Annotated in this window: 27 protein-coding genes; 11 read left to right on the plus strand and 16 right to left on the minus strand. The window is 49.2% G+C overall.

Going from position 1 to position 25,285, the window contains the following annotated elements; translation table 11 throughout:
* Positions 1-173: 173 nt before the first annotated feature.
* Positions 174-917, plus strand: a complete 744-nt coding sequence (locus B5D35_RS11755; RefSeq protein WP_078752772.1) for a DUF481 domain-containing protein — start codon at positions 174-176, stop codon at positions 915-917.
* Between the two features lie 108 nt (positions 918-1,025).
* Here B5D35_RS11755 and rplI read toward each other — a convergent pair whose 3' ends face one another.
* The 4 genes from rplI to rpsF are packed head-to-tail and all read right to left on the minus strand — an operon-like array spanning position 1,026 to position 2,472.
* Positions 1,026-1,475 carry a 50S ribosomal protein L9 gene (gene rplI, locus B5D35_RS11760; RefSeq protein WP_078752773.1) on the minus strand — a complete coding sequence of 150 codons (450 nt, stop codon included), beginning with the start codon at positions 1,473-1,475 and terminating at the stop codon, positions 1,026-1,028.
* Between the two features lie 33 nt (positions 1,476-1,508).
* On the minus strand, positions 1,509-1,736 hold the full coding sequence (rpsR, locus tag B5D35_RS11765) for a 30S ribosomal protein S18 (RefSeq protein ID WP_002539422.1): 228 nt from the start codon (positions 1,734-1,736) through the stop codon (positions 1,509-1,511).
* Between the two features lie 16 nt (positions 1,737-1,752).
* Positions 1,753-2,055: a primosomal replication protein N gene (gene priB, locus B5D35_RS11770; protein WP_078752774.1), complete on the minus strand. Its 303-nt coding sequence runs from the start codon at positions 2,053-2,055 to the stop codon at positions 1,753-1,755.
* Between the two features lie 9 nt (positions 2,056-2,064).
* Positions 2,065-2,472, minus strand: coding sequence for a 30S ribosomal protein S6 (gene rpsF, locus B5D35_RS11775; RefSeq protein ID WP_078752775.1), 408 nt, complete (start codon positions 2,470-2,472; stop codon positions 2,065-2,067).
* A 429-nt stretch (positions 2,473-2,901) separates the two neighbouring features.
* Between rpsF and B5D35_RS24865 the strand changes: the two genes are divergently transcribed.
* The 9 genes from B5D35_RS24865 (at position 2,902) to B5D35_RS11820 (ending at position 10,446) form a co-directional block, all read left to right on the plus strand.
* Positions 2,902-3,252, plus strand: a complete 351-nt coding sequence (locus tag B5D35_RS24865) for a transcriptional regulator (RefSeq protein WP_244556571.1) — start codon at positions 2,902-2,904, stop codon at positions 3,250-3,252.
* Positions 3,253-3,254: 2 nt separating this feature from the next.
* Positions 3,255-3,623 carry an SFCGS family glycine-rich protein gene (locus tag B5D35_RS11785; protein WP_078752777.1) on the plus strand — a complete coding sequence of 123 codons (369 nt, stop codon included), beginning with the start codon at positions 3,255-3,257 and terminating at the stop codon, positions 3,621-3,623.
* Positions 3,620-3,919: a DUF4312 family protein gene (locus tag B5D35_RS11790; RefSeq protein WP_078752778.1), complete on the plus strand. Its 300-nt coding sequence runs from the start codon at positions 3,620-3,622 to the stop codon at positions 3,917-3,919. Before B5D35_RS11785 ends, B5D35_RS11790 begins: the two co-directional genes overlap by 4 nt.
* Positions 3,920-3,939: 20 nt before the next feature.
* The gene (locus B5D35_RS11795) at positions 3,940-4,716 is read left to right on the plus strand and encodes a DUF4311 domain-containing protein (RefSeq protein WP_078752779.1); all 777 of its coding nucleotides are present in this window, start codon (positions 3,940-3,942) and stop codon (positions 4,714-4,716) included.
* Between the two features lie 11 nt (positions 4,717-4,727).
* Complete coding sequence (locus tag B5D35_RS11800; protein ID WP_078752780.1) at positions 4,728-5,375, plus strand: DUF4310 family protein; 648 nt, start codon at positions 4,728-4,730, stop codon at positions 5,373-5,375.
* Positions 5,376-5,418: 43 nt separating this feature from the next.
* Positions 5,419-6,555, plus strand: a complete 1,137-nt coding sequence (locus B5D35_RS11805) for an amidohydrolase/deacetylase family metallohydrolase (protein WP_078752781.1) — start codon at positions 5,419-5,421, stop codon at positions 6,553-6,555.
* On the plus strand, positions 6,539-7,651 hold the full coding sequence (locus B5D35_RS11810) for a DgaE family pyridoxal phosphate-dependent ammonia lyase (protein ID WP_078752782.1): 1,113 nt from the start codon (positions 6,539-6,541) through the stop codon (positions 7,649-7,651). The genes B5D35_RS11805 and B5D35_RS11810 overlap by 17 nt, the downstream gene beginning before the upstream one ends.
* A gap of 5 nt (positions 7,652-7,656) precedes the next feature.
* A complete protein-coding gene (gene dagF / locus B5D35_RS11815) occupies positions 7,657-8,400 on the plus strand; it encodes a 2-dehydro-3-deoxy-phosphogluconate aldolase (protein WP_078752783.1) in 744 nt (247 codons plus the stop codon).
* A gap of 126 nt (positions 8,401-8,526) precedes the next feature.
* Positions 8,527-10,446: a BglG family transcription antiterminator gene (locus B5D35_RS11820; protein ID WP_078752784.1), complete on the plus strand. Its 1,920-nt coding sequence runs from the start codon at positions 8,527-8,529 to the stop codon at positions 10,444-10,446.
* A 68-nt stretch (positions 10,447-10,514) separates the two neighbouring features.
* Here B5D35_RS11820 and rlmB read toward each other — a convergent pair whose 3' ends face one another.
* The 3 genes from rlmB to nsrR all read right to left on the minus strand — a co-directional run bounded on the left by rlmB (position 10,515) and on the right by nsrR (position 14,356).
* Positions 10,515-11,252 (minus strand): 23S rRNA (guanosine(2251)-2'-O)-methyltransferase RlmB, encoded by a 738-nt coding sequence (gene rlmB / locus B5D35_RS11825; protein ID WP_078752785.1) that lies wholly within the window; start codon positions 11,250-11,252, stop codon positions 10,515-10,517.
* A 3-nt stretch (positions 11,253-11,255) separates the two neighbouring features.
* Positions 11,256-13,808, minus strand: a complete 2,553-nt coding sequence (gene rnr, locus B5D35_RS11830; RefSeq protein WP_078752786.1) for a ribonuclease R — start codon at positions 13,806-13,808, stop codon at positions 11,256-11,258.
* Positions 13,809-13,921: 113 nt separating this feature from the next.
* Positions 13,922-14,356 (minus strand): nitric oxide-sensing transcriptional repressor NsrR, encoded by a 435-nt coding sequence (gene nsrR / locus B5D35_RS11835; RefSeq protein WP_078752787.1) that lies wholly within the window; start codon positions 14,354-14,356, stop codon positions 13,922-13,924.
* A 272-nt stretch (positions 14,357-14,628) separates the two neighbouring features.
* On the opposite strand from nsrR, the gene hmpA reads away from it, so the two are divergent.
* Positions 14,629-15,819, plus strand: a complete 1,191-nt coding sequence (hmpA, locus tag B5D35_RS11840; RefSeq protein ID WP_078752788.1) for an NO-inducible flavohemoprotein — start codon at positions 14,629-14,631, stop codon at positions 15,817-15,819.
* Positions 15,820-15,954: 135 nt separating this feature from the next.
* Here hmpA and motX read toward each other — a convergent pair whose 3' ends face one another.
* The 9 genes from motX to mutL form a co-directional block, all read right to left on the minus strand.
* Complete coding sequence (gene motX / locus B5D35_RS11845; protein ID WP_078752789.1) at positions 15,955-16,575, minus strand: flagellar protein MotX; 621 nt, start codon at positions 16,573-16,575, stop codon at positions 15,955-15,957.
* Positions 16,576-16,757: 182 nt separating this feature from the next.
* A complete protein-coding gene (locus B5D35_RS11850) occupies positions 16,758-18,074 on the minus strand; it encodes an adenylosuccinate synthase (protein ID WP_078752790.1) in 1,317 nt (438 codons plus the stop codon).
* A gap of 122 nt (positions 18,075-18,196) precedes the next feature.
* On the minus strand, positions 18,197-18,391 hold the full coding sequence (locus tag B5D35_RS11855) for a DUF2065 domain-containing protein (RefSeq protein WP_078752791.1): 195 nt from the start codon (positions 18,389-18,391) through the stop codon (positions 18,197-18,199).
* Between the two features lie 70 nt (positions 18,392-18,461).
* A complete protein-coding gene (hflC, locus tag B5D35_RS11860; protein ID WP_078752792.1) occupies positions 18,462-19,349 on the minus strand; it encodes a protease modulator HflC in 888 nt (295 codons plus the stop codon).
* A 2-nt stretch (positions 19,350-19,351) separates the two neighbouring features.
* Positions 19,352-20,512 (minus strand): FtsH protease activity modulator HflK, encoded by a 1,161-nt coding sequence (hflK, locus tag B5D35_RS11865; protein ID WP_078752793.1) that lies wholly within the window; start codon positions 20,510-20,512, stop codon positions 19,352-19,354.
* A gap of 53 nt (positions 20,513-20,565) precedes the next feature.
* On the minus strand, positions 20,566-21,855 hold the full coding sequence (gene hflX, locus B5D35_RS11870; RefSeq protein ID WP_078752794.1) for a ribosome rescue GTPase HflX: 1,290 nt from the start codon (positions 21,853-21,855) through the stop codon (positions 20,566-20,568).
* 26 nt (positions 21,856-21,881) lie between these two features.
* Positions 21,882-22,148, minus strand: coding sequence for an RNA chaperone Hfq (hfq, locus tag B5D35_RS11875; RefSeq protein ID WP_078752795.1), 267 nt, complete (start codon positions 22,146-22,148; stop codon positions 21,882-21,884).
* Between the two features lie 96 nt (positions 22,149-22,244).
* A complete protein-coding gene (gene miaA / locus B5D35_RS11880; protein WP_078752796.1) occupies positions 22,245-23,171 on the minus strand; it encodes a tRNA (adenosine(37)-N6)-dimethylallyltransferase MiaA in 927 nt (308 codons plus the stop codon).
* Positions 23,164-25,284: a DNA mismatch repair endonuclease MutL gene (gene mutL / locus B5D35_RS11885; protein WP_078752797.1), complete on the minus strand. Its 2,121-nt coding sequence runs from the start codon at positions 25,282-25,284 to the stop codon at positions 23,164-23,166. The genes miaA and mutL overlap by 8 nt, the downstream gene beginning before the upstream one ends.
* Position 25,285 lies beyond the last annotated feature (1 nt).

Here is a 25,285-nt window from a genome sequence, read left to right on the forward strand (position 1 = left end):
ATCGTAGCTTCTAGATTTAGTTCCATCGATTTAAGCAACAAAGCCTCAAACAACCTCAAGATGCTCGACCCAGAGTGCAGCCGATTTATTTTTCACCCAATTTAACATCTTGCTGACGCACAAATGAAAGATTCAGATAGAATGTTGCTCCTCTTGCAGTAATGGTAACCCATATGGCCTCCGCGCTGTCGAACACATCTCTGATTTGTCTGGTCGCACTACCTGTTTTTGCGAATGCAGACATCCTTGAACCTTGGCAATCAGAAGTGGAGCTTGGCTTTCAGGCACTAACGGGGAACTCCGATTCGATGACGATCAACAGCCGGTTAGCGACCGATTACATTTCAGGCCCTTATCGACACACTTCCGAAGCGCGATTTCTGCTGGTTGAAAAAGATGGCGAGGAGGACAAGCGAAAAACGGAAGCGGAAAGTCAGGCGAACTACAAGTTTGATCCGAAAAGGTATGTGCTGGGTAACGTCAGCTACACCGATGACAAATACGGCCCGTATTACACCGACCTGACGTTTGCGACAGGTTTGGGTTACCAAGCAATTTGGCGAGAAGATTTATCGTTGTTATTGGAATTAGGTCCCGGCTATCGCTATCAACGCCCAAATGTGGATGAAATCGACGATGATGACGTCATCATGCCCTACAACGTGCAAGAGTTTATTGTGCGTGCGCAGGCCGAACTAGCGTGGCAAATCAACAAAAATGCCGAGTTCGAGGGGCGTGTAACCATGATTTCCGGTTCAAGCAATACCAGCTTGGAAGCGCGTGCGTCGGTATCGACCAGCTTGATTGCTGATCTGGGTATCAAACTGTCCACCACACAAAAGTACATCAATGAAGTCCCCCCAGGCCTGAAAAAGCGCGACTCCATTTTTAGCGTCAACATGGTCTATGCCTTCTAATTAAAGCCAAGAAGATACCCAGAAGCCCTCATACTGACCATTGGCAAATTTCAGATACAAAAAAACCGGCCATAAGGCCGGTTTTTTCAAAGCAACGATGTGTCTGAATTACTCAGCAACAACGCTCACTTTAACAGTAGCGAATACTTCAGAATGCAGTTGCAGGCTGATTTCGTATTCACCAGTGTTACGCAGTGCACCTTCTGGCAGGCGAACTTCGCTCTTCGATACTTTAACGCCAGCTGCAGTTACAGCGTCAGCGATATCACGAGTACCGATAGAACCGAACAGTTTACCTTCGTCACCAGCTTTAGAAGCGATAACTACCGCTTCCAGTGCTGCAACTTGCTCTGCGCGTGCTTCAGCAGCAGCCAGAGTTTCAGCAACTTTTGCTTCTAGGTCTGCACGACGAGCTTCGAAATGCTCAACGTTAGACTTAGTAGCCATTACTGCCTTACCTTGTGGGATAAGGAAGTTACGAGCGTAACCAGACTTAACAGTTACCTGATCACCCAGGCCACCTAGGTTAGCGATTTTATCAAGCAGAATAACTTGCATTATCTATTCCTCTATTAACTTGGACAGTGCCGATTACTGATGTTTGTCAGTGTATGGCAGCAGAGCCAGGTAACGTGAACGCTTGATAGCGCGTGCCAGCTGACGCTGGTACTTAGCACGGGTACCAGTGATACGGCTAGGTACAATTTTACCAGCTTCGGTGATGTAGTTTTTTAGAGTCGCTACGTCTTTGTAATCGATCTCTTGTACGCCTTCTGCAGTGAAACGGCAGAATTTACGACGACGGAAGAAACGTGCCATGGGGCTATCTCCTGATCTAAATGTCTATAATTTCATCAGCATGCAACACTAATTTTCCCGCGCCATTTCGGCTGGTCTGGTAAGCGAGAAACCCGCTAACCTTAATGTTACTGCCTAAAGCTAAGTGCTGTGTTTTGTGCTGAGACCCCTGCCCGCTTATCACTACCGGTAATCGACAGTAGACTTGCCTTGGCAGTGCAGCTTCCAGTTGTTCCGAGCGATGCTCAATCACAAAGTGACAATGAGGTATGCCGGCTGGACTCTGCTTTCGAATCGGACCATTGGTGATAACACCAGACAGCGCAATTCGATTGGTCATCAAGTCAAATTACTCAGCTGCGGCTTCGCCTTCTGACTGTGCAAAATCTGCACGGTCGCCGCGATCTTCACGATCTTCACGACGTGGCGCGCGCTCTTCTTTAGCCTTCATCATTACAGATGGCTCAGTGATAGCGCCTTTGGTACGCATGACCATGTTACGGATCACAGCGTCGTTGAAGCGGAACGCAGTTTCCAGCTCATCAACTACTGCTTGGTCAGCTTCAACGTTCATCAGAACGTAGTGAGCTTTGTGCAGCTTGTTGATTGGGTAAGCCAGTTGACGACGACCCCAGTCTTCTAGACGGTGGATCTGACCACCTGACTCTTTGATAGAACCAGTGTAACGCTCGATCATGCCAGCAACTTGCTCGCTTTGATCAGGGTGCACCATGAATACGATTTCGTAATGACGCATTGGTTGCTCCTTACGGATTATTCAGCTTCCACGCTTGGCCGGTCGTCCAGAGGAAGCAAGGAACGAAAGTAAAAGACCGGTAATTTGGAGGCGGATAGTACAGAGAATCGTCGATATTAGCAATCACTATTCGCCATGAAGATGCAAACAACAGTTCCCCCTTGCCACTAGGTAACAATTTTCCAGTAAAACGCATTTTTTGTGATGACTCTCAGATTCCAGTACAGAAGATGGAAAAGCCCTGTAGGCCATTTTCATCACGTTTTTCTGGGGGAATCCCCCTATTTTTCTTGCGCACTTTCACATTTTTTCCGGTTTTCCCCTAATACCCTCGTCGTTTCCACTTTCAAGTGGAAAAACAGCGTCTGCTCCAACAAGTCCTTCCACTTTATCTTTCTCCCAACGCAACAAAACGTCTGGAGAGACACTTTGCAAACGGCAACAACCCTAACCCCGGACAGCACTGAAATCGTGGAACACGGTGCATCCGTCACTGAGCGTGCCATTGTGCTGCTTGGCGAAAACGGCATCTACCCAGATGACCTTCAGCAAAAAATGCTGGCAACACATATTAAAGCCATGGCGTGGCGCTCACACAGTGGCGAATCACTGCCAGAGCTTGAGCTGGAAATGTTTGACGAAATCTCGTCTCTGACGCTGAAACTTGCCGAGCAAGTCTGCGGCTTGATGGACAACCTGGCTTACGAAGAAGCACACCTTTTATCTGTCCACTTTGAAGTGGCAAAAGAAAACGAATTAAGCACTGCCAAAGGAGAATAACCATGTCTGTATTGAAACTTGTAATCGGCGACCGTATGGGTAAAGGCCAAAAAGTAGGTGCTGGCGCAGAAGCAGCTGGTGCAGAAGTCACTGTTATCCCAGGTATGGCTGCGGACATGAAGCTGGGAGACATCATGAACCAGCAAGAAGCGCAGATGGGCATCTCTTTCTGTGGTTCTGGCGGTGCGGGTGCTATCACAGCACAAACCAAATATGGCTATAAATGCCGCTACGGCATGCGCTCTATCGAAGAAGGTGTTGCAGCAATCAACGACGGTTGTGTGGTACTGGGCTTCGGCTTTATGGACAAAGAAGAGCTGGGCGAGAAACTGGTGAAAGCGTTTATCGCGAAACACGGTATCGGTGCATGAAACAACAGCTGACCACTGAAGTCATCGTCAGTGGAAAAGGCGAAACGAGGCAGCAAGCATTTGCTGCTGCCTTCAGCCAGATTCAACCGACTTTGCTGAAAGAAAACCAGAAAATTTTACTCCGGATTGAGCCCGAAGACGTCAATGTGCTGGAAGCAGAAGAGAAGGTAACCAGAGACAAGTTTCTGTTCTTCTTCTTTCCCAAAGAGCGACGCCAATATCGCGTCAAGCTGGAGGTAACAGTCAACCTTACCTACATCGATGTGGAGCAAGTTGACTTTCAAGTCTTACGTTAATCTCTAAGGAACCCTCTGACATGTTCACTGTCATTCTTTTTAAGTCACTCATCATCGGTGGCTTAGTCGGCCTCGGTGTCGGCGTCGGTGCAGCGCGAATGTTCCACGCACCAACGGTACAAGGTATGGGTGCATTCCGTACTTTAGGCGAACTTAACTCTTGTGAAGGCGATCCTGCTTCACACTTCTCTTTTGGCCTTGGCTTCTTCTTCAACGCATGGGCATCAACCGTTGCTGTCGGTGCATTCACACAAGATATCGACCACCGCGTACTGCCTCATTGGGGCGCCGCTGTGCTGATGATGAAAAACCGCGACTTAGCGACCACTTTGCACGATCCAAAACGCATGGGCATTACCTGTGCCATCTTGGGTGCGCTGGTTGTGGCCTTCTTGAACACCACAGCAGCTGCGGTTCCAGAAGCACTTCAGGTCACTGCCGTTAAGGTTCTGGTACCTGCTGCAAACTTGCTGGTTAACACCGTCATGCCTGTCATCTTCTGGCTAGCCGCGATTGAAGCAGGCAAGAAGTCTGGCTTCTGGGCAACCATTTTTGGTGGTCTGGCGCAGATGATCATGGGTAACGCCGTACCGGGTCTGGTACTGGGTATCCTGATTGGTAAAGGCGTAGAAGACGGCGGCTGGAACAAAGCCACCAAAATCATGATGGCAGCCATCATCGCGCTATTCACCATGAGTGCCTTCTTCCGTGGCTTCGACATGCAACTGATTAAGTCTTTCCACATGGAAGTTCCAATGTGGCTTGAAAACATCCACCTCATGATGAGCGGTAAATAAGGGGAACTACCATGGATGAGAAAATGAAGAACAATTTCTGGTACGCCGACTGGTCTTTCCCAATCATCGTGGGTCTGCTGTCTGCCGGTGTATTTGCGGGTACGCACATGTACTACCTGTACGGTGTAGGCGCATTTAACGAAGTCGCATTCGTTTCTATGCTGCGTGCGGGTATGGACACGGGTGCTTACGGTGCAGTCGCTGCGTTTGGTGCAAGCTTCCTGTTTGCTCGTATCATCGAAGGTTCACTGGTCGGTATCTTGGATATCGGTGGTGCCATCATGACAGGTGTTGGCCTGGGCATTCCCGCTCTGCTTCTGGGTGCAGGTATCACCTACCCCGTTGAGAACTTCCCAATGGCGCTGGCGACAGGCATGGTCGCAGGCCTAGCTATCGGTGCCATCATCATCGTGGCCCGTAAGTTCACCATCAACCAAAGTAACTCTACGTATGGCGCAGACGTCATGATGGGTGCAGGTAACAGCTCTGGCCGTTTCCTTGGTCCTCTGATCATTCTGTCTGCAATGGGCGCGTCTATTCCAATCGGCCTTGGTTCTCTGGCTGGTGCGCTGATTTTCTACGTATGGGGCAAGCCAATCACGGGTGGTGCAATCCTTGGTGCTATGGCACTGGGCACCATGTTCCCTGTCGCTCTGTAATGCTGTTTTGCCCCGCTGTTGAGCGGGGCTATCGAGACTTCCTATGTACGACTTGCTGATTAAACATGCCCGCATGGCCGCCGATGAAATCATCGATATCGCCATTGTAGACGGTAAAATAGCCGCGATGGGCTGCCTTGAAAAGGCAACCGCAAAAGAAACAATTCACTTGGATAGAAATGTATTTGTCAGTGCCGGTTGGATTGATGGACACACACACTGCTATCCGAACTCCCCGATTTACAATGATGAGCCAGACGCGATTGGCGTTACTGGCGGCGTCACAACCGTTATCGACGCAGGCAGCACAGGTGCTGATGATGTGGATGACTTCGCTAAGATTGCGAAAAACTGCAAAACCGAGGTCCGCGCACTACTGAATATTTCGCGCATTGGCCTGCTACGTCAGAACGAGCTGGCTGATAAAAACGATATCGATCTGACCTTGGCCAAAGATGCGGTTGAGCGTCACCCTGACTTCGTTGTAGGTCTAAAAGCCCGAATGAGCGGCAGTGTGATTGGCGAAAATGGCCTTGCTCCGTTGAAATCAGCAAAACAACTTCAACATGACTGTGGTTGCCTGCCACTGATGGTGCACGTTGGTAACGCGCCACCGACACTTGAAGACATCGCGGTATTGCTTGGCGAGGGCGACATTCTTACCCATTGTTTCAATGACAAACCTAACCGCATTCTGACGCCAGACGGCAAACTGCGTGATGCCGTAAAAGCGGCAATGGAACGCGGCATGTTGTTGGACATTGGTCACGGTAGCGCAAGCTTCAGTTTTGACGTCGCAGAGATGTCGATTAACCAAGGTATTTTGCCCGACATCATCAGCTCTGACATTTACTGCAAAAACCGCATCAATGGCCCGGTATTCGGTCTTGCACATTTGATGTCGATGTTTTTCACGCTTGGCCTGAGCCACGAGCAAATTATCGAGCGTGTGACGACCAACGTTGCTCATGCGTTACGCCTAGAAACCAAAGGTCAGCTAGCGTTGGGCAGCGATGCCGACCTCACGCTGTATGACATCGAACAAACGCAAGTGACCTTCACCGATACCGAGGGTGATACCCGTACTGGTGAACAACGCTTTGCACCGCTTGCTGCCATCGTTGGCGGCGAGATGACACTGACAGAAAAAGGACAAACTCACCATGTCTTCAATTCTTGAAAAATACAACCTGAAACAGGTGATCAACGCCTCTGGTCGCATGACGGCGCTGGGCGTTTCAACGCCGTTGCCTGAAGTGGTGGAAACCGTCAATTTCGGCATCAACAGCTACTTTGAAATGAAAGATCTGGTGAACAAGACTGGTGAGTACATCGCCCGTTTGCTGGACGTAGAGAACGCGGTTGTCGTCTCTTGTGCGTCAGCCGGTATCGCACAAAGTGTCGCTGCGGTTATTGTACGTGGCGACGCATACCGCTTAGAAAATTTGCACGCTCACGCCCACAACGTACCGACTGAAATCGTGATGCCAAAAGGCCACAACGTTAACTTTGGTGCACCGGTCGGCACCATGGTTAATCTTGGCGGCGGTAAGCTGGTTGAGGCAGGTTGGGCAAACGAATGTTCAGGTGCACAATTGGCGGCAGCCATTAATCCAGACACCGCAGCCATCCTTTACATCAAATCTCACCACTGTGTGCAAAAGAGCATGCTGACCGTCGCGGATGCGGCTGAAGTAGCGAAAGCCCATGATTTGCCATTGATTGTCGATGCTGCTGCTGCAGAAGAAGACCTGCGCCTTTACTACCAACAAGGTGCGGATCTGGTCATTTACTCTGGTGCAAAAGCCATTGAAGGCCCAACCAGTGGTCTGGTGCTGGGTAAGCACCAATACGTTGAGTGGATAAAACAACAATCGATGGGCTTTGGCCGCGCGATGAAAGTCGGTAAAGAAGGCATTCTTGGCCTGACCCACGCCATTGAACTGTACCTAGAACGCGAACAAGAAACGGGCGCAGCCATGGTCGACAAAATGACGACATTCATCGATGGCCTAAACGCACTGCCTGGTATCACCTCTCGCGTGGTATGGGACAGTGCAGGCCGAGACATCGCCCGTGCAGAAGTGAATTTCGACGCTAACGCGTTCGGCATGACAGCCAAAGACGCTGTTGCCAAGCTTCAAAACGGCAACCCAGCGGTTTACTGCCGCCCATACAAAGCCAACGAAGGCACCATTGAATTTGACGTGCGCAGCGTTTCAAAAGAAGAACTTGAACAGATTCTCGCTGCCATGACCAAGCTGACTCAGGAGTAACAAACATGTCTTTAAGCCCAAAATATATCGCTGACCGCGTATGTCTGAACGTACTGGCAGGCTCTCATCAAAACGCTGTTGATGTTTACGAAGCAGCAGAAGGTCATGTACTGGTTGGCATGCTATCAAAAAGCTACCCAGACGTACCAAGTGCCGTAGAAGACATGAAAGCGTGCGCAGAGAAAATCAACAATGCACTGTCTATTGGCCTGGGTGCTGGCGATCCAAAGCAATCTGATATGGTTACCGAATTGGCAGGTATCCTTCAGCCTCAGCACGTGAACCAAGTGTTCACGGGTGTCGGCAAAAGCCGCAATGCACTTGGCCAAAATGAGACTGTTGTGAACGGCCTGATTTCGCCAACGGGTACCGTCGGGATGGTGAAAATTTCTACCGGTCCTAAGAGTGCTGACATGGCCGATGCTATCGTGCCTGTTGATACCGCGATTGCGATGCTTCAGGACATGGGTTGCAGCTCTGTTAAATACTTCCCAATGGGTGGTCTGGACAGCGTCGATGAATATGAAGAAGCCGCCAATGCCTGTGCACGCAACGGTTTCTGGTTGGAACCTACAGGTGGGATAGACCTAGCAAATTTCGAGGAAATTTTACGAATTGCTTTGGATGCGGGCGTTGAGAAAGTTATACCTCACGTGTACAGCTCAATCATAGATTCTTCCACTGGCGAGACCCGCCCAGAAGATGTAAAAACACTGTTAGAAATCTCAAAACGCCTGCTTAATCGTTAAGCAAGTGTCGGCATGCTGCGTAGCCAACATGCCGTAAAGATTTTAGCTTTGCCGGGACAGACTTCCTTCTCCCCCTTTACGATGGAACTTCCCGGCAAACTGGCAGTGTTGCAACAGGAACACGCAATGCCAAATTTACTGCAGTCAACGTTACCTCACCCGCGCCTTATTCGGTTACTCGATGCCGTATCCAACTCGCCATTAATCCAAGAAGAACTGGCTCAACGCCTCAATGTATCAACCCGTACCGTACGCACTGATGTCGCCACACTCAATAACGTGATGGTGAATCATGGCGCACACCTGATCCACCAACGCGGTTCAGGCTATCAGCTCAAAATTTACAACCAAGAAGCGTTTGAAACCTTTCAACTCACAGCAAGAGATGCCGATCCTGCACCACGTACCAGCAAAGAACGCATTGTGCAAATTCAGGTGCTATTGCTGACTGCTGACGACTGGGTAAAACTGGAAGATTTGGCTGACACATGGAACTTAAGCCGCGCTGCGGTCCAAGGCGACATGGCAGATGTTAGAGCTCAGCTCTCTCCTTTCGGTATTAAAATCGACAGCAAGCCAAGACTCGGGATGCGCATTAAAGGCAGTGAAACCGCCATTCGCGCCAGATTGTCACAAATCATTTATTCCGAACATAAAGAGTCACAACGGGCAAGAGGATTGATCGGCACCCCATTCCCAAGCAACTCCCAGCAAGTTTTTGCCGCACGCTTTCGCGAGATCCTTGTTGCCAACAAACTGTATATCAATGATGACGGCCTGCATTGGCTTTCTATCTATGCCGCGGTGGCGCTGCAACGATTGGCCAGCGGACAAGCATTAGAGGGCTTTCCGAAAGAGGATGTCGTTAACGAAATCCTCCCTGTTGCACAGGCCGTGTTTGATGCATTGCCGACGCTAATTCCTGCCAATGAACATGAGATAGCTGCATTGGCGATCAATATTCAGGCACGGATTTCAGCCAGCCAGCACGCGCAAACAATCCTCGGCCAAATTGAGGCCGAAAAGCTGGTTAATCACATTCTGGACTATGTCCATCGGCACTACCCTTATGACATTCGCCAAGACATGCAGCTAAGGCGCGACTTGCAAACTCACATCAGCAAAATGATTGTGCGTGTGAAGCACCATGTCGCCACCGTGAACCCGCTCGCCGAACACATTAAGCAGCACTACCCACTGGCTTACGACATCACCCTTGCTGCGATTGCAGATTGGATTCGGGAAACAGGCTACTGCATGACCCAACATGAAATTGGATATCTGGTCATCCATGTTGGTGTAGGTCTGGAGCGAAACCATTATCTGGGTCACAGTGCGCCCAAAGCCATGCTGTACTGCGATGCCGGAAATGCTATTTCTCGTGGTCTTGAAGCGATTATCCGTCGTCACTACCCACAGGTTGAATTAGAAACCGTGTATTCCACTGAATTTCTTCGCACGGCACAGCAACCTCACGTAGACATGATCATTGCCACCAGCAATCCAGAAGGTGTCAGTGTACCTGTGTTTGTACTCGATCCTTTTCCGACGCAACACCAGCTTGAAGAACTTGGCAAACTGGTACTGGTTGACCGAACGGGCCCTTACATGCTGGAGAAATACTTCTCGGCAGAGCAATTTCTGTATATCGATGAACCCATCGATCAGTCGTCCTTGTTTGACATGGTGTGTGAGCAACTGGAAACAGAAGGACTCGTCGACGTGGGCTTCGGTGACTCACTCAAAGAGCGCGAAGTGATTGTCTCGACCATGATGGGCGAGCATATTGCCTTGCCTCACTCGATTGAGTTGTTTGCAAAACGCTCCTTGGTTTATACCGTGGCAGCGCCAAAAGGCATCGATTGGGGTAACGGAGAAAAAGCCTATCTCGTGTTCTTTATGGCCTTAAGTAAAAACGACTATGAAGAAGCAATGGGGCTGTATGATCTTTTCCTGACATTGGTAAACAACAAAGCGGGGAAAGCATTGTCGCAGTGCAGTGCGTTCCAGAACTTTAAAGCACTGGCACATCAAGAGCTGGTGTAGCCTTTCATCCAAGAATTCAGCGATAAAAAAAGGAGCCCTCAGGCTCCTTTTTCATTCACAGTCTTTGATTACACGCGACGCTGACGTACCGCTTCAAACAGACAGATACCGGTTGCTACCGACACGTTCAAGCTTGATACGCTGCCCGCCATTGGGATGCTAATCAGATCATCACAGGTTTCACGGGTCAAACGACGCATGCCGTCACCTTCCGCACCCATCACGATAGCCAAAGGACCTGTCAGTTTCGCGTCGTACACATCGTGCGTCGCTTCACCGGCAGTACCGACAAACCACACGCCTTTTTCTTGCAACGCACGCATGGTACGCGCCAAGTTAGTCACGCGAACCAAAGGCACCACTTCTGCAGCACCTACGGCCACTTTACGTGCCGTTGCATTCAACTGTGCAGATCTGTCTTTCGGAACAATCACTGCACATGCACCAGCCGCGTCTGCATTTCGCAAACACGCACCTAAGTTATGCGGGTCTGTAACGCCATCTAGCACCAATAGCAATGGGCTTTCTTGGCCTTCTAAGATCGCATCAAGGTCATTTTCATTGTATTGACGCCCCTGCTTAACACGGGCAATCAATCCCTGATGCGACGCGCCATCGGCTTTGTCATCCAGCGCCTTGCGTCCCATTTCCTGGGTTGTAATACCCAGATCAGCCAATTCCTTTAGCACGGGCAGTAAACGGTCGTCTTCACGACCTTTTAGAACATAAACTTCGATAAAGCGTGCAGGATCGGATTCCAACACGGCTTTGACGGCATGAATGCCATAAATCATTTCATTGCTCATGGGTTACTTCTTTTGATTGCCTGCTTTTTCGGGTTTGCTTTGCTGCGCTTTTTTCTTACGCACTTTCTTAGCCTTGCTCTTTTTCTTCGCTGGAGCGCCGTCAGCCGTTTTAGCGACGGAAGGCCCCTTATTCGCAGATGGACCTTTACGATGAGGCTTTCCTTTTCTCTTTCCCTTACCATCAGACGCTTTATCATCGCCTGCGGCCTTAGGAATAGAGCCACGCTTTAGTTGCTGACGAACGGACATACGTTCTTTGCCCGCCTCTGCATTTTTGCCTGATTCTGCACGGCCTTTCTTGGCTTTGTCTCGCGCGGTTTTGCCTTCACCACGTGGTTTACGCGTCACGCCATCCAGACCAAAATCGATCATCCTTTCATCAAGGTTGACGGATAATACTTTGACCGTGACCTGATCGCCAAGTCGGAATATGCGGCCAGAGCTCTCGCCCACCAGCTTTTGGCTCACCATGTCATAGTTGTAGTAATCATTATCCAGGTTGGAAATGTGAACCAAACCATCGATATGCAATTCATTCAAACGGACAAAGAAACCAAAGCCAGTGACGTTAGCAATGGTACCTTCCATCACTTCGCCCACGTGGTCCTGCATGTACTCACATTTCAGCCAATCAGACACATCGCGGGTTGCATCATCTGCACGACGCTCAGTCACAGAACATTGCTCACCCATTACATCCATATCATCCGTGGAGTAATGGTAGCCACCCGTCGGCGTCCAACGATCCGTGTTACGGCCTTCATCCTTCGCAATCAGATACTTGATTGCACGGTGCAACAACAAGTCTGGGTAACGACGAATTGGCGACGTGAAGTGCGCGTATTGCTTTAACGCCAAGCCGAAGTGGCCTGAATTATCCGCTTGATACACAGCCTGCTTCATGGAACGAAGCAGCATCGTTTGAATCAATTCTTTGTCCGGACGGCTGCTGATCAGATGAGCCAATCTAGCGTAATCTGTTGGCGACGGCTCAAGACCCCCTTCCAACGTTAAGCCCATTTCTTTTAAGAAGTCTTTAAAGCCTGTAAGACGCTCTTCACCCGGTGCCTCATGCACACGATACAGTGCAGGTTCTTTTGCTTTTTCAACGTATCTTGCTGATGCAATGTTCGCTAAAATCATACATTCTTCGATGATTTTGTGCGCATCATTACGCTCAACCGGAACAATACGTTCAATCTTACGCATGGCGTTAAAGATAAACTTGGTTTCGACTGTTTCAAACTCAATCGCGCCACGTAGCTCACGTGCGCCCTTGAGTGTCTTGTACATGTTGTTCAACTCTTCAAGATGCGGAACCAGCGGCGCATATCGCTCGCGCAGCTCTTCATCCCCTTCCAGCATCGCGGCAACCTTAGTGTAGGTCAGACGAGCATGGGAGTTCATTACGGCTTCATAGTGTTTGAAACCTGATAGTTTACCCGCTTCCGAAATGGTCATTTCACACACCATACATAGGCGGTCTACTTGCGGGTTTAGAGAACAAAGACCGTTCGATAGCACTTCCGGCAGCATCGGAATTACTTGCGATGGGAAGTACACCGAGTTACCACGATTGATGGCTTCTTTATCAAGGGCAGAATCAGGACGAACGTAGTAACTCACATCCGCGATCGCAACCCAAAGACGCCAGCCTCCCGATCTTTTCTTTTCACAGAAAACCGCATCATCGAAGTCACGCGCATCTTCACCGTCGATAGTAACCAGTGGCAAATCGCGCAGATCGACACGGCCTTTTTTCGCGTCTTCTGGCACCTGCTCGGTAAAGTTTTTGGTTTGTTGTTCTACGTCATTTGGCCATTCGTGCGGAATATTGTGCGTACGAACCGCAATTTCAATTTCCATGCCTGGCGCCATGTTTTCACCAAGGACTTCCACCACGCGGCCGACCGGGTTGTGCTGACGAGTTGGGCGTTGGAAAATTTCCACCACCACTACATTGCCCATGCGCGCGCCTTTGCGATCTTCTTGCGGGATCACGATGTCTTGGCTAAGGCGCGAATCATCTGGCACCACAAATCCTTGACCGTTTTCGACAAAGTAACGGCCAACAATCTGTCCTTTGCGTTCTTCAAGAACACGGACAACGCGTGCTTCTTTACGGCCACGTTTATCCGTGCCTGCAGGTTGGGCCAAGATAAAATCGCCATGCATCACGCCCTTCATCTGGTGGTGAGGCAGCAACCAATCTTCGCGATTACCTTTACCTTCTGGACGAAGGAAACCAAACCCATCACGGTGACCAATAACGGTTCCTTTAACCAGATCAAGGCGCTCTGGCAATGCGTAGCATTGACGGCGGGTAAAAATCAGTTGCCCATCGCGTTCCATGGCGCGTAGGCGGCGGCGTAAGCCTTCATATTCTTCGTCGCTTTTCAGGCCCAGCACTTCAAATAGCTGGTCTCTGTTTACAGGCGTCGAAAAACCCTTGATAACGTCAAGAAGGTGCTCACGGCTTGGTACTGGGTTTTCATATTTTTCTGCTTCACGACCGCTAAACGGATCGTTGCTATGTTGATGTTTGTCCTTGGACATATAAGGTTCCCGTTAGCGACATGTGTTAATCAGTATATCGCTTTGAATTAAAGAATTTGGGCACCCGTAATAATTACCAACAAAAACCGGAAAATCGTCTCAGTTTCTTGGTTTTATGACGGGCGAATAGGGATTAGAAGATGGCGCAGGTTATCATTGCCCGACACCATGTCTTGAAGTGTGTGGTTGTCCAATTCTGCCAAAAATGCCTCTGTTGCTGCTGCAATCGCATTCTTCAATCGACAGGCTGGCGTGATATGACAATTATCCGCACCACAATTAACAATTTGCAGTGGCTCCAATACGCGGATCACCTCACCAATAATGATCTCGTCTGCGGGTCTGCCAAGTCGGATCCCCCCGTTTTTGCCACGAACAGCTTCGACGTAGCCGGCCTGACCCATACGGTGGATAATTTTCACCATATGGTTTCGTGACACCCCATATTTCTCTGTGACCACAGTGATACTGGTCAGTTCATCGGGAGGGAGCATAGCCAGATACATGAGTGCCCTCAGGCCATAATCTGTAAAACTGGTTAATTGCACGTTTTCAAATCTCCTCGGTGCCATTGTACTCTTATCTAGAGTAAAAGGCGCGCGCGCTCACATTTCTTTTTCAGCCGCTTTTTTCTCCACGTTATTAAAACATAAGCGTATAGTTCGCAACACAACCTCTCATCGCATTTCTCTTTCTGCTCACGTCAATATTCGTCGTGTTTCACTCTTTACTTTTTATTGTTGATCTAAACATTCATTTCAGATACAACTTTAAAGGTGCATTTAAAATGTCACTTTAAATAACGATAAGAAGGTCAGTCATGCTCAATCAAAATACCATTGAAATAGTAAAATCCACCGCCCCTTTGCTTGCTGCAACAGGTCCTAAACTAACCGCGCATTTCTACGATCGGATGTTTGCTCGGCATCCTGAACTGAAAAACATCTTTAACATGAGCAACCAATTTTCCGGGGCGCAACGCGAAGCCCTGTTTAACGCGGTTTATGGCTATGCCGCCAATATAAATAACCTTGAAGCCTTGTTGCCCGTGGTCGAGAAAATTGCCCAAAAACACGCAAGCCTTGCCATCACCCCAGAGATGTATGCCATCGTAGGTGAAAACCTTCTGGCTACCATTGATGAACTCTTCTCGCCAGGTCAGGAAGTCATCGACGCATGGGCGGAAGCTTATGGTGTGCTAGCGAACGTCTTCATTCAACGCGAGGAGGCCATTTATCAAGAAAAGGCCGATGAAATCGGAGGCTGGCGCGGCACGCGTCGGTTCAAAGTGATCACCAAAACCCGAGAGAGCGAGGTGATCACCAGTTTTGTTTTTGCGGCTGAAGACGGCAAACCTGTTGCGTCACACAAACCAGGCCAGTACATCGGTATCTACTTGCACCCAGAAGTATTCGAGAACCGAGAAATTCGCCAATACAGCCTATCCGATGCTCCAAACGGCCAAACATACCGAATTTCCGTTAAGCGCGACCCATTAGGGGTGGTATCCAATTACCTGCATGATCACATCCGTGAAGGCGATATCGTTGATCTTGCACCACCGACTGGGGACTTCTTCTTCCAATCACCAAGTGAGACACCCGTTGCACTCATTTCAGGCGGCGTGGGTCAGACACCAATGATGGCAATGCTGGAAGCCTTGAAAGATAAGCACTGTGCCGATGTGCACTGGCTACATGCAGCTGAGAATGGTCAACAACATGCCTTTGCGTCCCGCGTTGGTGAACTAATGAAGCAAGACACCAAGATACAACGTTCTGTGTGGTACAGAGAGCCCGCCAGTAATGACTTACAAGGCAAAAACTTCGACCGCGTAGGATTGATGAATGTCACTGAGGTGGAAGGCCTGACAGCATCCTCTGAACGCCATTTCTATCTGTGTGGTCCCGTTGCTTTCATGCAATCTATTGCTAAACAGCTGACCGATGCAGGTGTTGCTACCGACCGTATTTTCTATGAGTGCTTTGGCCCACATAAAGTGATTGGTTGAGAAGTCACTGATTGATATCAAAGCCCGCTCAAGTGGGCTTTTTCCACATATCGTCAGCCACCTCCCATCGTTCACCGAAAATCGGCGGTCATGAGACAAAAAGTGACAAGTATTGAAGGGGGGATGCTTAAATATTTACCAGTAGGTATCTCGCCGTTTAGCTCTGGCGATCACATTGCGTGGCATTTTGTTTTCTAATGCCTTTCTCAGTGAGGAGATTTGATTGTGCGTGGACTGATCAGCGGTGATGGTGTGATAGAGCCAACGGTAGGCGTCTTCGTAATCCAATGGGCTGCCGTAATCCTCCACCAGTAACTCTGCGAGTTGCAATCTAGCTCGCGTGTCTCCAAGTGACGCAGCCTCTCGAAAGTACGGGATGGCACGCTCTCTGTCCTGTTGCACTAACGTGCCACGAGAATAATAACGCCCCAACTGCTCTAGAGCTGCTGGCAAACCTTGTTGCGCCGCAAGTTGCATGTAGTAAATGCCATTTTCAACATCACGATCCACACACACACCCCACGCTAGCATGTCACCATACAAGAATTGGTACGCAGGAGATTCCACACGTAGTGCGCGCGCTTCGATATCTTGCAAAAGCTGACACTCGTCTTGCTTGATTTTTTTCAAGTGCGAGTTCGTTTCAAACAGTCGGATCAACTGCGAATCATCATACACAGGTAAAGCCGGCCCAAGCTCAGCTCTGACCGATCCACTTGCGAGTATGATTGAAAGAAATAAAGTTCGCAGTTTCATGCCTTCCCACTTTTGACGGTGATGTTATTTGAGACCGTATGTCTTGCCTAACTTGTATCGGCACCAGTCAAAGCAACTTTACCTTTAATAGCAATTTTTTTCGTGCCGTACGACCAAAAGTATAGAACGGTACAGGCAAAAAAAAACCAGCCGAATGGCTGGTCTTTTCAATATCAAACTGATTAAGACGCGAAAGGATGAACCTTAATGATGGTCTCGTTACGGTCTGGGCCAGTAGAAATGATGTCTACAGGTACGCCGGTCAGTTCTTCGATACGAGCGATGTAGTCTAGTGCTGTTTGTGGCAGCTCTTCAATAGACTTAGCACCAAAGGTCTTCTCACTCCAACCCGGAACGGTTTCGTAAATAGGAGTAATATTCTCGTACTCGTCAGCCGCCATTGGTGACACAGTCAGAATCGTGCCGTCCGCTTTCTGGTAACCCGTACAGATTTTGATTTCTTCTAGGCCGTCCAGAACGTCCATCTTAGTCAGGCAGAAGCCCGAGATAGAGTTAACCTGAATAGCACGGCGCATAGCAACCGCATCAAACCAACCAGTGCGGCGCAGACGACCGGTAGTCGCACCAAACTCGTGACCAACCGTGCCAAGATGCTTACCAACTGGATCTTGCTTGTCCAGACCATCATATAGCTCAGTCGGGAATGGACCAGAACCTACACGGGTGCAGTATGCTTTCGCAATACCCAGGATGTAACCCAGGTGACGAGGACCAAAACCAGAGCCCGCAGCAACACCACCAGCAGTGGTATTAGAAGAAGTAACGTATGGGTAGGTACCGTGGTCGATATCCAGCAGCGTACCTTGTGCGCCTTCGAACATGATCTTGTCGCCACGCTTACGCGCGTCGTCCAGCTCTTGAGTTACGTCAATAACCATGCTGGTCAGAATGTCCGCCTGCTCCATCACTTTTGCAAGTGTCTCTTCGTAGCTTACTGGCTCAGCTTTGTAGAAATGCTCCAACTGGAAGTTGTGCAGTTCCATCACTTCTTTAAGCTTCTCGGCAAACGCTTCTTTATCGAACAGGTCACCCACGCGAAGACCGCGACGTGCAACTTTGTCTTCGTAAGCTGGACCAATACCACGACCGGTAGTACCGATGGCTTTCGAACCACGTGCTTTCTCACGCGCCATATCAAGAGCGACGTGATAAGGAAGAATTAGCGGACAAGCTTCTGACAGGAACAGGCGCTCACGAACCGGGAAACCGCGTTCTTCAAGTCCACCCATTTCTTTCATCAGTGCGTCAGGAGAAAGCACAACACCGTTACCGATGATGCATTTCACGTTGTTGCGAAGAATGCCAGAAGGGATCAAGTGCAGAACGGTTTTCTCACCGTCAATGACAAGAGTGTGACCTGCGTTGTGACCGCCTTGGTAGCGAACGACGTACTGAGCGTCTTCAGTCAACAGATCAACGATTTTACCCTTACCTTCGTCACCCCATTGGGTGCCGAGAACGACTACGTTATTACTCATCTTTTCCAGTCAGTTGATGATTAAAACGGGATTCTAGCACCTTCGATTAAACGATGCAGTCATTTTTTAACCGCCGTCCCGTTTTCAAGCATCTAACTGTCACATTTCTTTCCGGTTTTCATTTACTTAGACGACCACATCATATATGCAATCACTGCTCCAGCAACGACCAAACAGCCTCCAATCCGACGCAGGCTTGTATCGGGCAACTGGCTCATTTCACTGACCATTGCACGCCATTTTTTCGGTACTAACATGGGGCCTAAACCTTCCACTACCAACACCAATCCCAACGCTATCCAAAGCTCGTTACCCATATAAATTCCTAACCTCCGGGTAAAAAAAAGACAAGGCGTTATGCCTTGTCTTTCTGTTCATCGCTACGTCTTAGTTAAGGCGAGCGTTTGGTTCTTTCATGTATTGGAAAAACTCACTGTTCGGATCGACAACCAAAATGTCACCCTTACTGTTAAAGCTCTTCTCATACGCTTGCAAGGAACGCAGGAAGTTATAGAACTCTGGCTCTTTGTTGAAAGAATTTGCGTAAATTTTCGCGACTTCTGCATCCGCTTCACCACGTGTTACACGCGCTGTTTTTTCAGCTTCTGCAAGTACTGTAGCCACTTCCAGTTCCGCTTGAGCACGGATAACTTCCGCTTTCTCTCGGCCCTGTGAACGGTGACGACGCGCTACCGTTTCACGCTCTGCACGCATACGTTTGTAGATAGAGTCACTGATCTCTTCTGGCAAGTTGATTTTCTTGATACGAAGGTCAATAACCTCAATACCAATATCATTCGCACTTTCCTGAACTTCTTCCAAAACGTCAGACATTACGCGCTCACGTTCTTCGGACACGATCTGTTTGATGGTCTTGGAACCGATTTCTGCACGCAAACCATCTGCCACTTTACGTTGCAGAAGGGCTTCCGCCGTCAAACGGTTACCACCGCCAGTCGACAGGTAGTACTGACCGAAATCTTTGATTTTCCACTTCACGTAGGAATCGATGATCACGTCTTTTTTCTCTGACGTTACAAAACGGTCAGATTGGTCGTCCATGGTCTGAATAAGTGCGTCCATAATTTGAACACGATCAACCAGTGGTACTTTGAACTGCAGACCTGGCGGGTAAATACGCGCCTGATCGTCATCGTTTTTCAGTACTCGACCAAAACGGATAACAATACCGCGATCACCTTCATCGACCACGAACACCGACATCAAGCCCACGACAATCGAGACGATGATGAGAGGGATTATTAGTTTACGCATAATTAATATCTCCCCTGACGTGTTGTCGACTGACGGGTATTATTACTTGCCGGTGCAACTGGCTGTGAGCTTTCCAGCTCAATGCCGTAATCACTTGCCGACGTGTCTGACGACGCACGATGCTGAGGAGCTTGAGACATCAACTTATCCAAAGGCAAGTACAGCAGGTTGTTACCACCTTCTGACGAATCAATCAGCACTTTACTGGTGTTACCAAAGACGTTTTCCATGGTTTCCAGATACAGTCGATTACGCGTCACTTCTGGCGCAGCCTGGTACTCAGGTAGCAGCTTGTCGAACTGAGCAACGTCACCTTCTGCTTCGTTAACGATTTTTTCTTTATAACCCAGAGCTTCTTTCTTCAGACGCTCAGAACGACCTGTTGCTTTAGGCAAAATGTCGTTGCGGTATGCTTCCGCTTCACGGATGAAACGCTCTTCATCCTCACGAGCAGCAATGGCGTCATCGAACGCATCTTTCACTTGCTCTGGTGGGCGTGCAGCATCAAAGTTCACGTCAACAACCAAAAGACCCATGTCATAGCGGTCAATGATTCGGTTGATTTCAACTTCGGTACGCTCACGAATTTGTTGACGACCCGTTGTCAGAACTTCGTCCATTTCCGCATCACCAATCACTGCACGAAGTGCAGAGTCAGTCGCTTGACGAAGACTGTCATCAGCATTGGTCACCGAGAATAGATATTTCTCTGGGTTCGCAACACGGTACTGGACGTCCATTTCAACGTTGACCATGTTTTCATCTTTGGTCAGCATTTGACCGGAACCACGTAGTGAACGAATCGCTTCTACGTTGACAGTTCGTACTTCATCAATAAAGTTTGGCTTCCAGTTCAGACCAGGCTGGACGATGCGGTTGTACTCACCAAAACGTAGCACTACACCACGCTCCGCTTCACCAATGGTGTAAAAGCCGGATACGCCCCAGATAACCAAACCCACAACAGCAATTGCGCCCAAACCAGTAGCACTGCTGCCACCGAAAGACGGACCCTTGCCGCCAAACAATCCGCTCAGTTTACGACTGAGCTTGCCAAACACCTCATCGAGGTCAGGCGGTCCTTGGTCACGGCCACCGCGGTTATTGTTACCCCTCGGATCTTTGTCCTGACCGCCATTATTTCCTGGCTCATTCCACGCCATTAGAGCACTCCATCAGTATGATATGACGATAGTTTTTATACTTTAACAGCCTACTAGCTGACGATAAAGTCGCCGAACTCGCTGCCTTCCCGTTTATTTAATCTCAACCAATCAGTTTGAGATAACCGCACATCGACCAGCAAATGCCCGTCTTGTTCGTATTCTTCATGCAAAATACAACGCAACTGACAGAATTTACTGTGCATTCTGCCAATAGCTGCAGGTGGGATACGTAAACGATAGCTTACCATAGTCCCAGACAGCCTTTCGGTCAGTGCCTCAAAAAGAAGATCTATGCCCCGATCTGCAAGTGCAGAAACCCATACAATACGTGGAACGCCTTCCTCGTCACGTTCTATACGCGGTTGAGCACCTTCCATACTGTCAATCTTGTTCATGACCAACAAGGTAGGCACGTCATTCGCTTCGATTTCTTCGAGCACAACGTTAACTGCATCCACATTTTCGCGGAATCGATCGTCACTTGCATCGATCACATGAAGCAGTAATTGCGCTTCTTGTGTTTCTTTTAGCGTTGCTTTAAACGCTGCCACCAAGTCGTGCGGCAAATGTCGGATGAATCCTACTGTATCCGCCAGAATGACATCGCCTACATCTTCAACCTCGATTTTACGCAGCGTCGGATCCAGTGTGGCAAACAACTGGTCAGCGGCATAAACACCAGCTTGGGTGATACAGTTAAAGAGTGTTGATTTACCGGCGTTGGTGTATCCAACTAATGATACTGTAGGTACTTCTGCGCGGTTTCTAGCGCGTCGGCCTTGCTCTCGCTGTTTCGCAACCTTATCCAGTCTACGCAGAATCGCTTTGACGCGTTCGCGCAATAACCGACGGTCTGTTTCCAACTGGGTTTCACCCGGGCCACGAAGACCGATACCGCCTTTTTGACGCTCTAAGTGAGTCCAGCCACGAACAAGACGGGTAGAAAGGTGACGTAATTGCGCAAGCTCAACCTGAAGCTTGCCCTCGTGAGTACGCGCACGCTGGGCAAAAATATCTAAGATCAATCCGGTACGATCGAGTACACGGCATTTGACCAAGCGCTCCAGATTTCGTTCCTGTGCAGGTGACAGTGAGTGATTGAATATCACAATCTCGGCACCGTTCATTCGAACTGCATCAGCGATTTCAAGGGCTTTACCTTCACCAACGAAGTATTTGGAATGCGGGGATTGACGGCTGCCTGTAATAGTTTGCAGCTTTGTAACCCCCGCTGACGATACCAGCATTTCAAATTCGCTGAGATCTTCCCATTCGCCTTCTTGGGTGAAGTTGATATGAACTAAAACAGCCTGTTCACCGGCTTCGTAACGGTCAAACAAGCAATCAACTCCTTACCAAAGGATGTTTACTCCTCTGTCTTTTCTGGGCGATCGCCTTGTGGACGATCCTGGGTATTGTGATGGTGATTCACCGGGCGAGCAGGGACCACTGTTGAAATGGCGTGCTTGTATACCATCTGGTTAACAGTATTTTTCAGCAGGATCACGAATTGGTCAAAAGATTCAATCTGGCCTTGAAGTTTAATTCCGTTTACCAAGTAGATAGAAACAGGCACACGTTCACGACGCAGTGCGTTCAGGAATGGGTCTTGTAGAGATTGCCCCTTAGCCATTTTTAATTTTCCTTATTGGTTTGTAGTTGTATAAAGCAACATAAAATTCAACAACGCTGCCTACAACCAGCCAAGTATACCCTGCTCAAACAACGATCAGGTCAAACTCTTTGTGACTGTTTGTAACGATAGCTGTGCGTCGTCGCTATCAAGCCAAGTCAAGTTATCCCAGCTACGTAGCCAGGTAATCTGCCGCTTGGCTAACTGACGAGTGGCGCAAACTCCGCGATAAACTGCATCTTCAAGTGAGCAGCTACCCGCCAAATGATCCCACATCTGTCGGTATCCCACACATCGGATCGAAGGCATGTCTGGATGCAGATCGCCTCGATCGTATAGCGCACGAACCTCCTCCTTGAAACCGGCTTCGATCATCTTGTCAAAACGCAGCTCAATTCGGCGATGCAGTTCTCCCCTTTCCTTAGGGGCTATTGCAAATTGATGAACCTCGAATGGCAAAGGTTCACCCTTGGTTTCGGTCAACTCAGTGAGAGTTTTACCCGAAATACGAAAAACTTCCAGCGCTCTGGACAGTCGCTGAGGATCATTTGGATGGATCCTCGCGCCTGCGACAGGATCAATGCGACACAATTCATCGTGTAACGCTTGCCAGCCCTGTTCTTTAGCCTCTTGCTCAATTTTAGCTCGAATCGCTGGTTCCGCTGACGGTAAAGGAGACAATCCTTCCAACAATGCTTTGAAATAAAGCATGGTACCACCAACTAAAAGTGGAATTCTCTCTTTTGCGACAATCTCTTCCATCTCTCGCAGGGCATCCGCTCGAAAATCAGCAGCCGAGTAGACTTCCGATGGATCTTTAATGTCGATCAATCGGTGTGGTGCCAATGCCAGTTCTTCAGCCGTTGGCTTTGCAGTCCCAATGTCCATCTCTTTGTAGATCAGCGCACTGTCGACGCTAATGATCTCCACTGGGAACTGCTTTCTCAGTGCGATCGCTAAATCTGTTTTTCCTGATGCCGTTGGACCCATCAGGAAGATTGCCTTTGGCAAAGCATTACTCATGTTTAAACGCTTCTATTGCTGCCGCCACGTCAACCGGACGCAACAACAGTGAAAAATACTCTGCCAGCTCACCCTGCCAACAGTTTTCTAATTCCGTGATCAATGTAACGGCTTGCGATAACCCGTAAACGTCTGTTTTTTGCACCGCCTCACTCGCTAACCAACGAGCAAGGTTGTCACCGGATAATCGCTCTTGCTCTTCGAGGTGGCGAAGTTGCGTCAACAGTGCGGGTACAAACTGCTGTAAATTGTGTCGCCGGATAGGCTGACAAACAGCCATCACCATAATTTGATTGGACGATTTTTGGCGAATTATGATACCAAACTGTGTCAGTAAGCCATCACATTTCGTCAATAACGCGATCTCTTCAGAAGATGCGGGGATCGCCTGTGGGATCAAAAGCGGCTGTGCTTTCAGTCCCTCTTGCTCTGCCGCGCGAAATTGCCCAAGCATATTGAGCTCAGTGGCACTATCCAGATCGAGCAATGCGAGGCCTTCTTGTCGCTGAAGCAGCAGATACTTGGACGCCATGACAGTCAGTGCTTTGCCCAACCCTTTGTCTGCATGCCCGATCGAGACAGGAGCATGATTGACAGGTGTTTGATGTTGAGACGTGCCGATGAACTCACGGGCGTGTGCATCTTGCCTAGGCACATATTGCTTGGACTCTTGAGGCACAACAGGCGTTGTCATCAGCTCGCGGTAAACACGCTGGTCACGCTTGGACGGCGCACTCTCACCGAAACGTTCCTGACGACCGGATGTGTAGCTTCCTGAAGCATGACCACCCGATGATTGACCGCCAGAATACCCAGCTGACGAATTACCTTTTGATGAACCGCTGCCTGCAAAGCCGTCACTGTTCGAGCCATAGTTTGAACGCTCGCTTGAGCCATAACTCGCCGCCCCCCGGGTAGCACCCGGTGACGGCGTTTGAGAACGCCATGCTGCTTCACTACTTCCGGCGGTATATGACGCCTTTGCCACTTCTGCTACATGCTGTGACGACGCTTCCTCTGCTGGTATATAGCTTTCAGTCGGCGACACAACGTCAGGGGCTTCTTGCTGAGAGGCTTCCTGTTCCATGCCTGCCAACTCTGCTTGCTGTTCGGCCATCACCTGCATCAGTGCATCTGCAACAGCCTGGTAGATAAAGTCGTGAACAAGTCGCGCTTGATGAAAACGTACTTCGTGCTTGGCGGGATGTACGTTGACATCAACTTGATGTGGGTCGATATCGATATACAACACATAGGCGGCAAATTGGTCAGGGCGAAGCGACGCTTCATAACCTTGCCGAATCGCATGATTGATGAGCTTGTCTTTCATCATCCGTTGATTGACAAAACAATGCTGAATGTCGTTTTGTGCGCGCGCACCGTCAGGGGTGCAAATCCAACCGTGTAACGTCAAACCTTGGTGCTCTAAGCTTACTTCAACCGCGGTTTTGACAAACTGACTGCCACAAATCGCCGCAAGACGACGTTCTTTCTGTACGCCATTTTCGGCGGCGCGGTACTGACGAACTATCGTGCCATTGTGGCGCAGCGTAATCGCCACATCAAAACGACTAAGTGCAATGCGCTTTATTAGCTCATCAATATAACCAAATTCAGTTTTATCGGTACGCAGGAACTTGCGGCGAGCTGGTGTATTAAAGAATAAATCCACCACTTCAACCGTGGTGCCAACTGGGTGTGCAGCTGGTTTTATTTGGACAGACATATCACGCCCTTCGGCATAAGCCGACCACGCTTCTGCCTGCGTGACTGTGCGCGAGGTCATGGTCAAACGGGAAACTGAGCTGATACTCGCCAGTGCCTCTCCGCGAAAGCCCAAGCTCACAATAGCTTCCAGATCGTCCAGACAGGAGATTTTGGACGTGGCATGGCGACTTAACGCTAGCTCCAGCTCGTCTTTCACAATGCCAGAGCCATTGTCTCGAATGCGAATTAGCTTACTGCCACCTTTTTCGATGTCGATATCAACCCGGGTGGCGCCTGCATCAATGCTGTTTTCCACCAGCTCTTTCACCACGGAAGCAGGGCGTTCAACCACTTCGCCTGCAGCAATCTGGTTGGCCAGACGCGCAGGTAATATCTGAATTGCCATG

It is taken from the genome of Enterovibrio nigricans DSM 22720, from assembly GCF_900167155.1.
GTDB lineage: Bacteria > Pseudomonadota > Gammaproteobacteria > Enterobacterales > Vibrionaceae > Enterovibrio > Enterovibrio nigricans.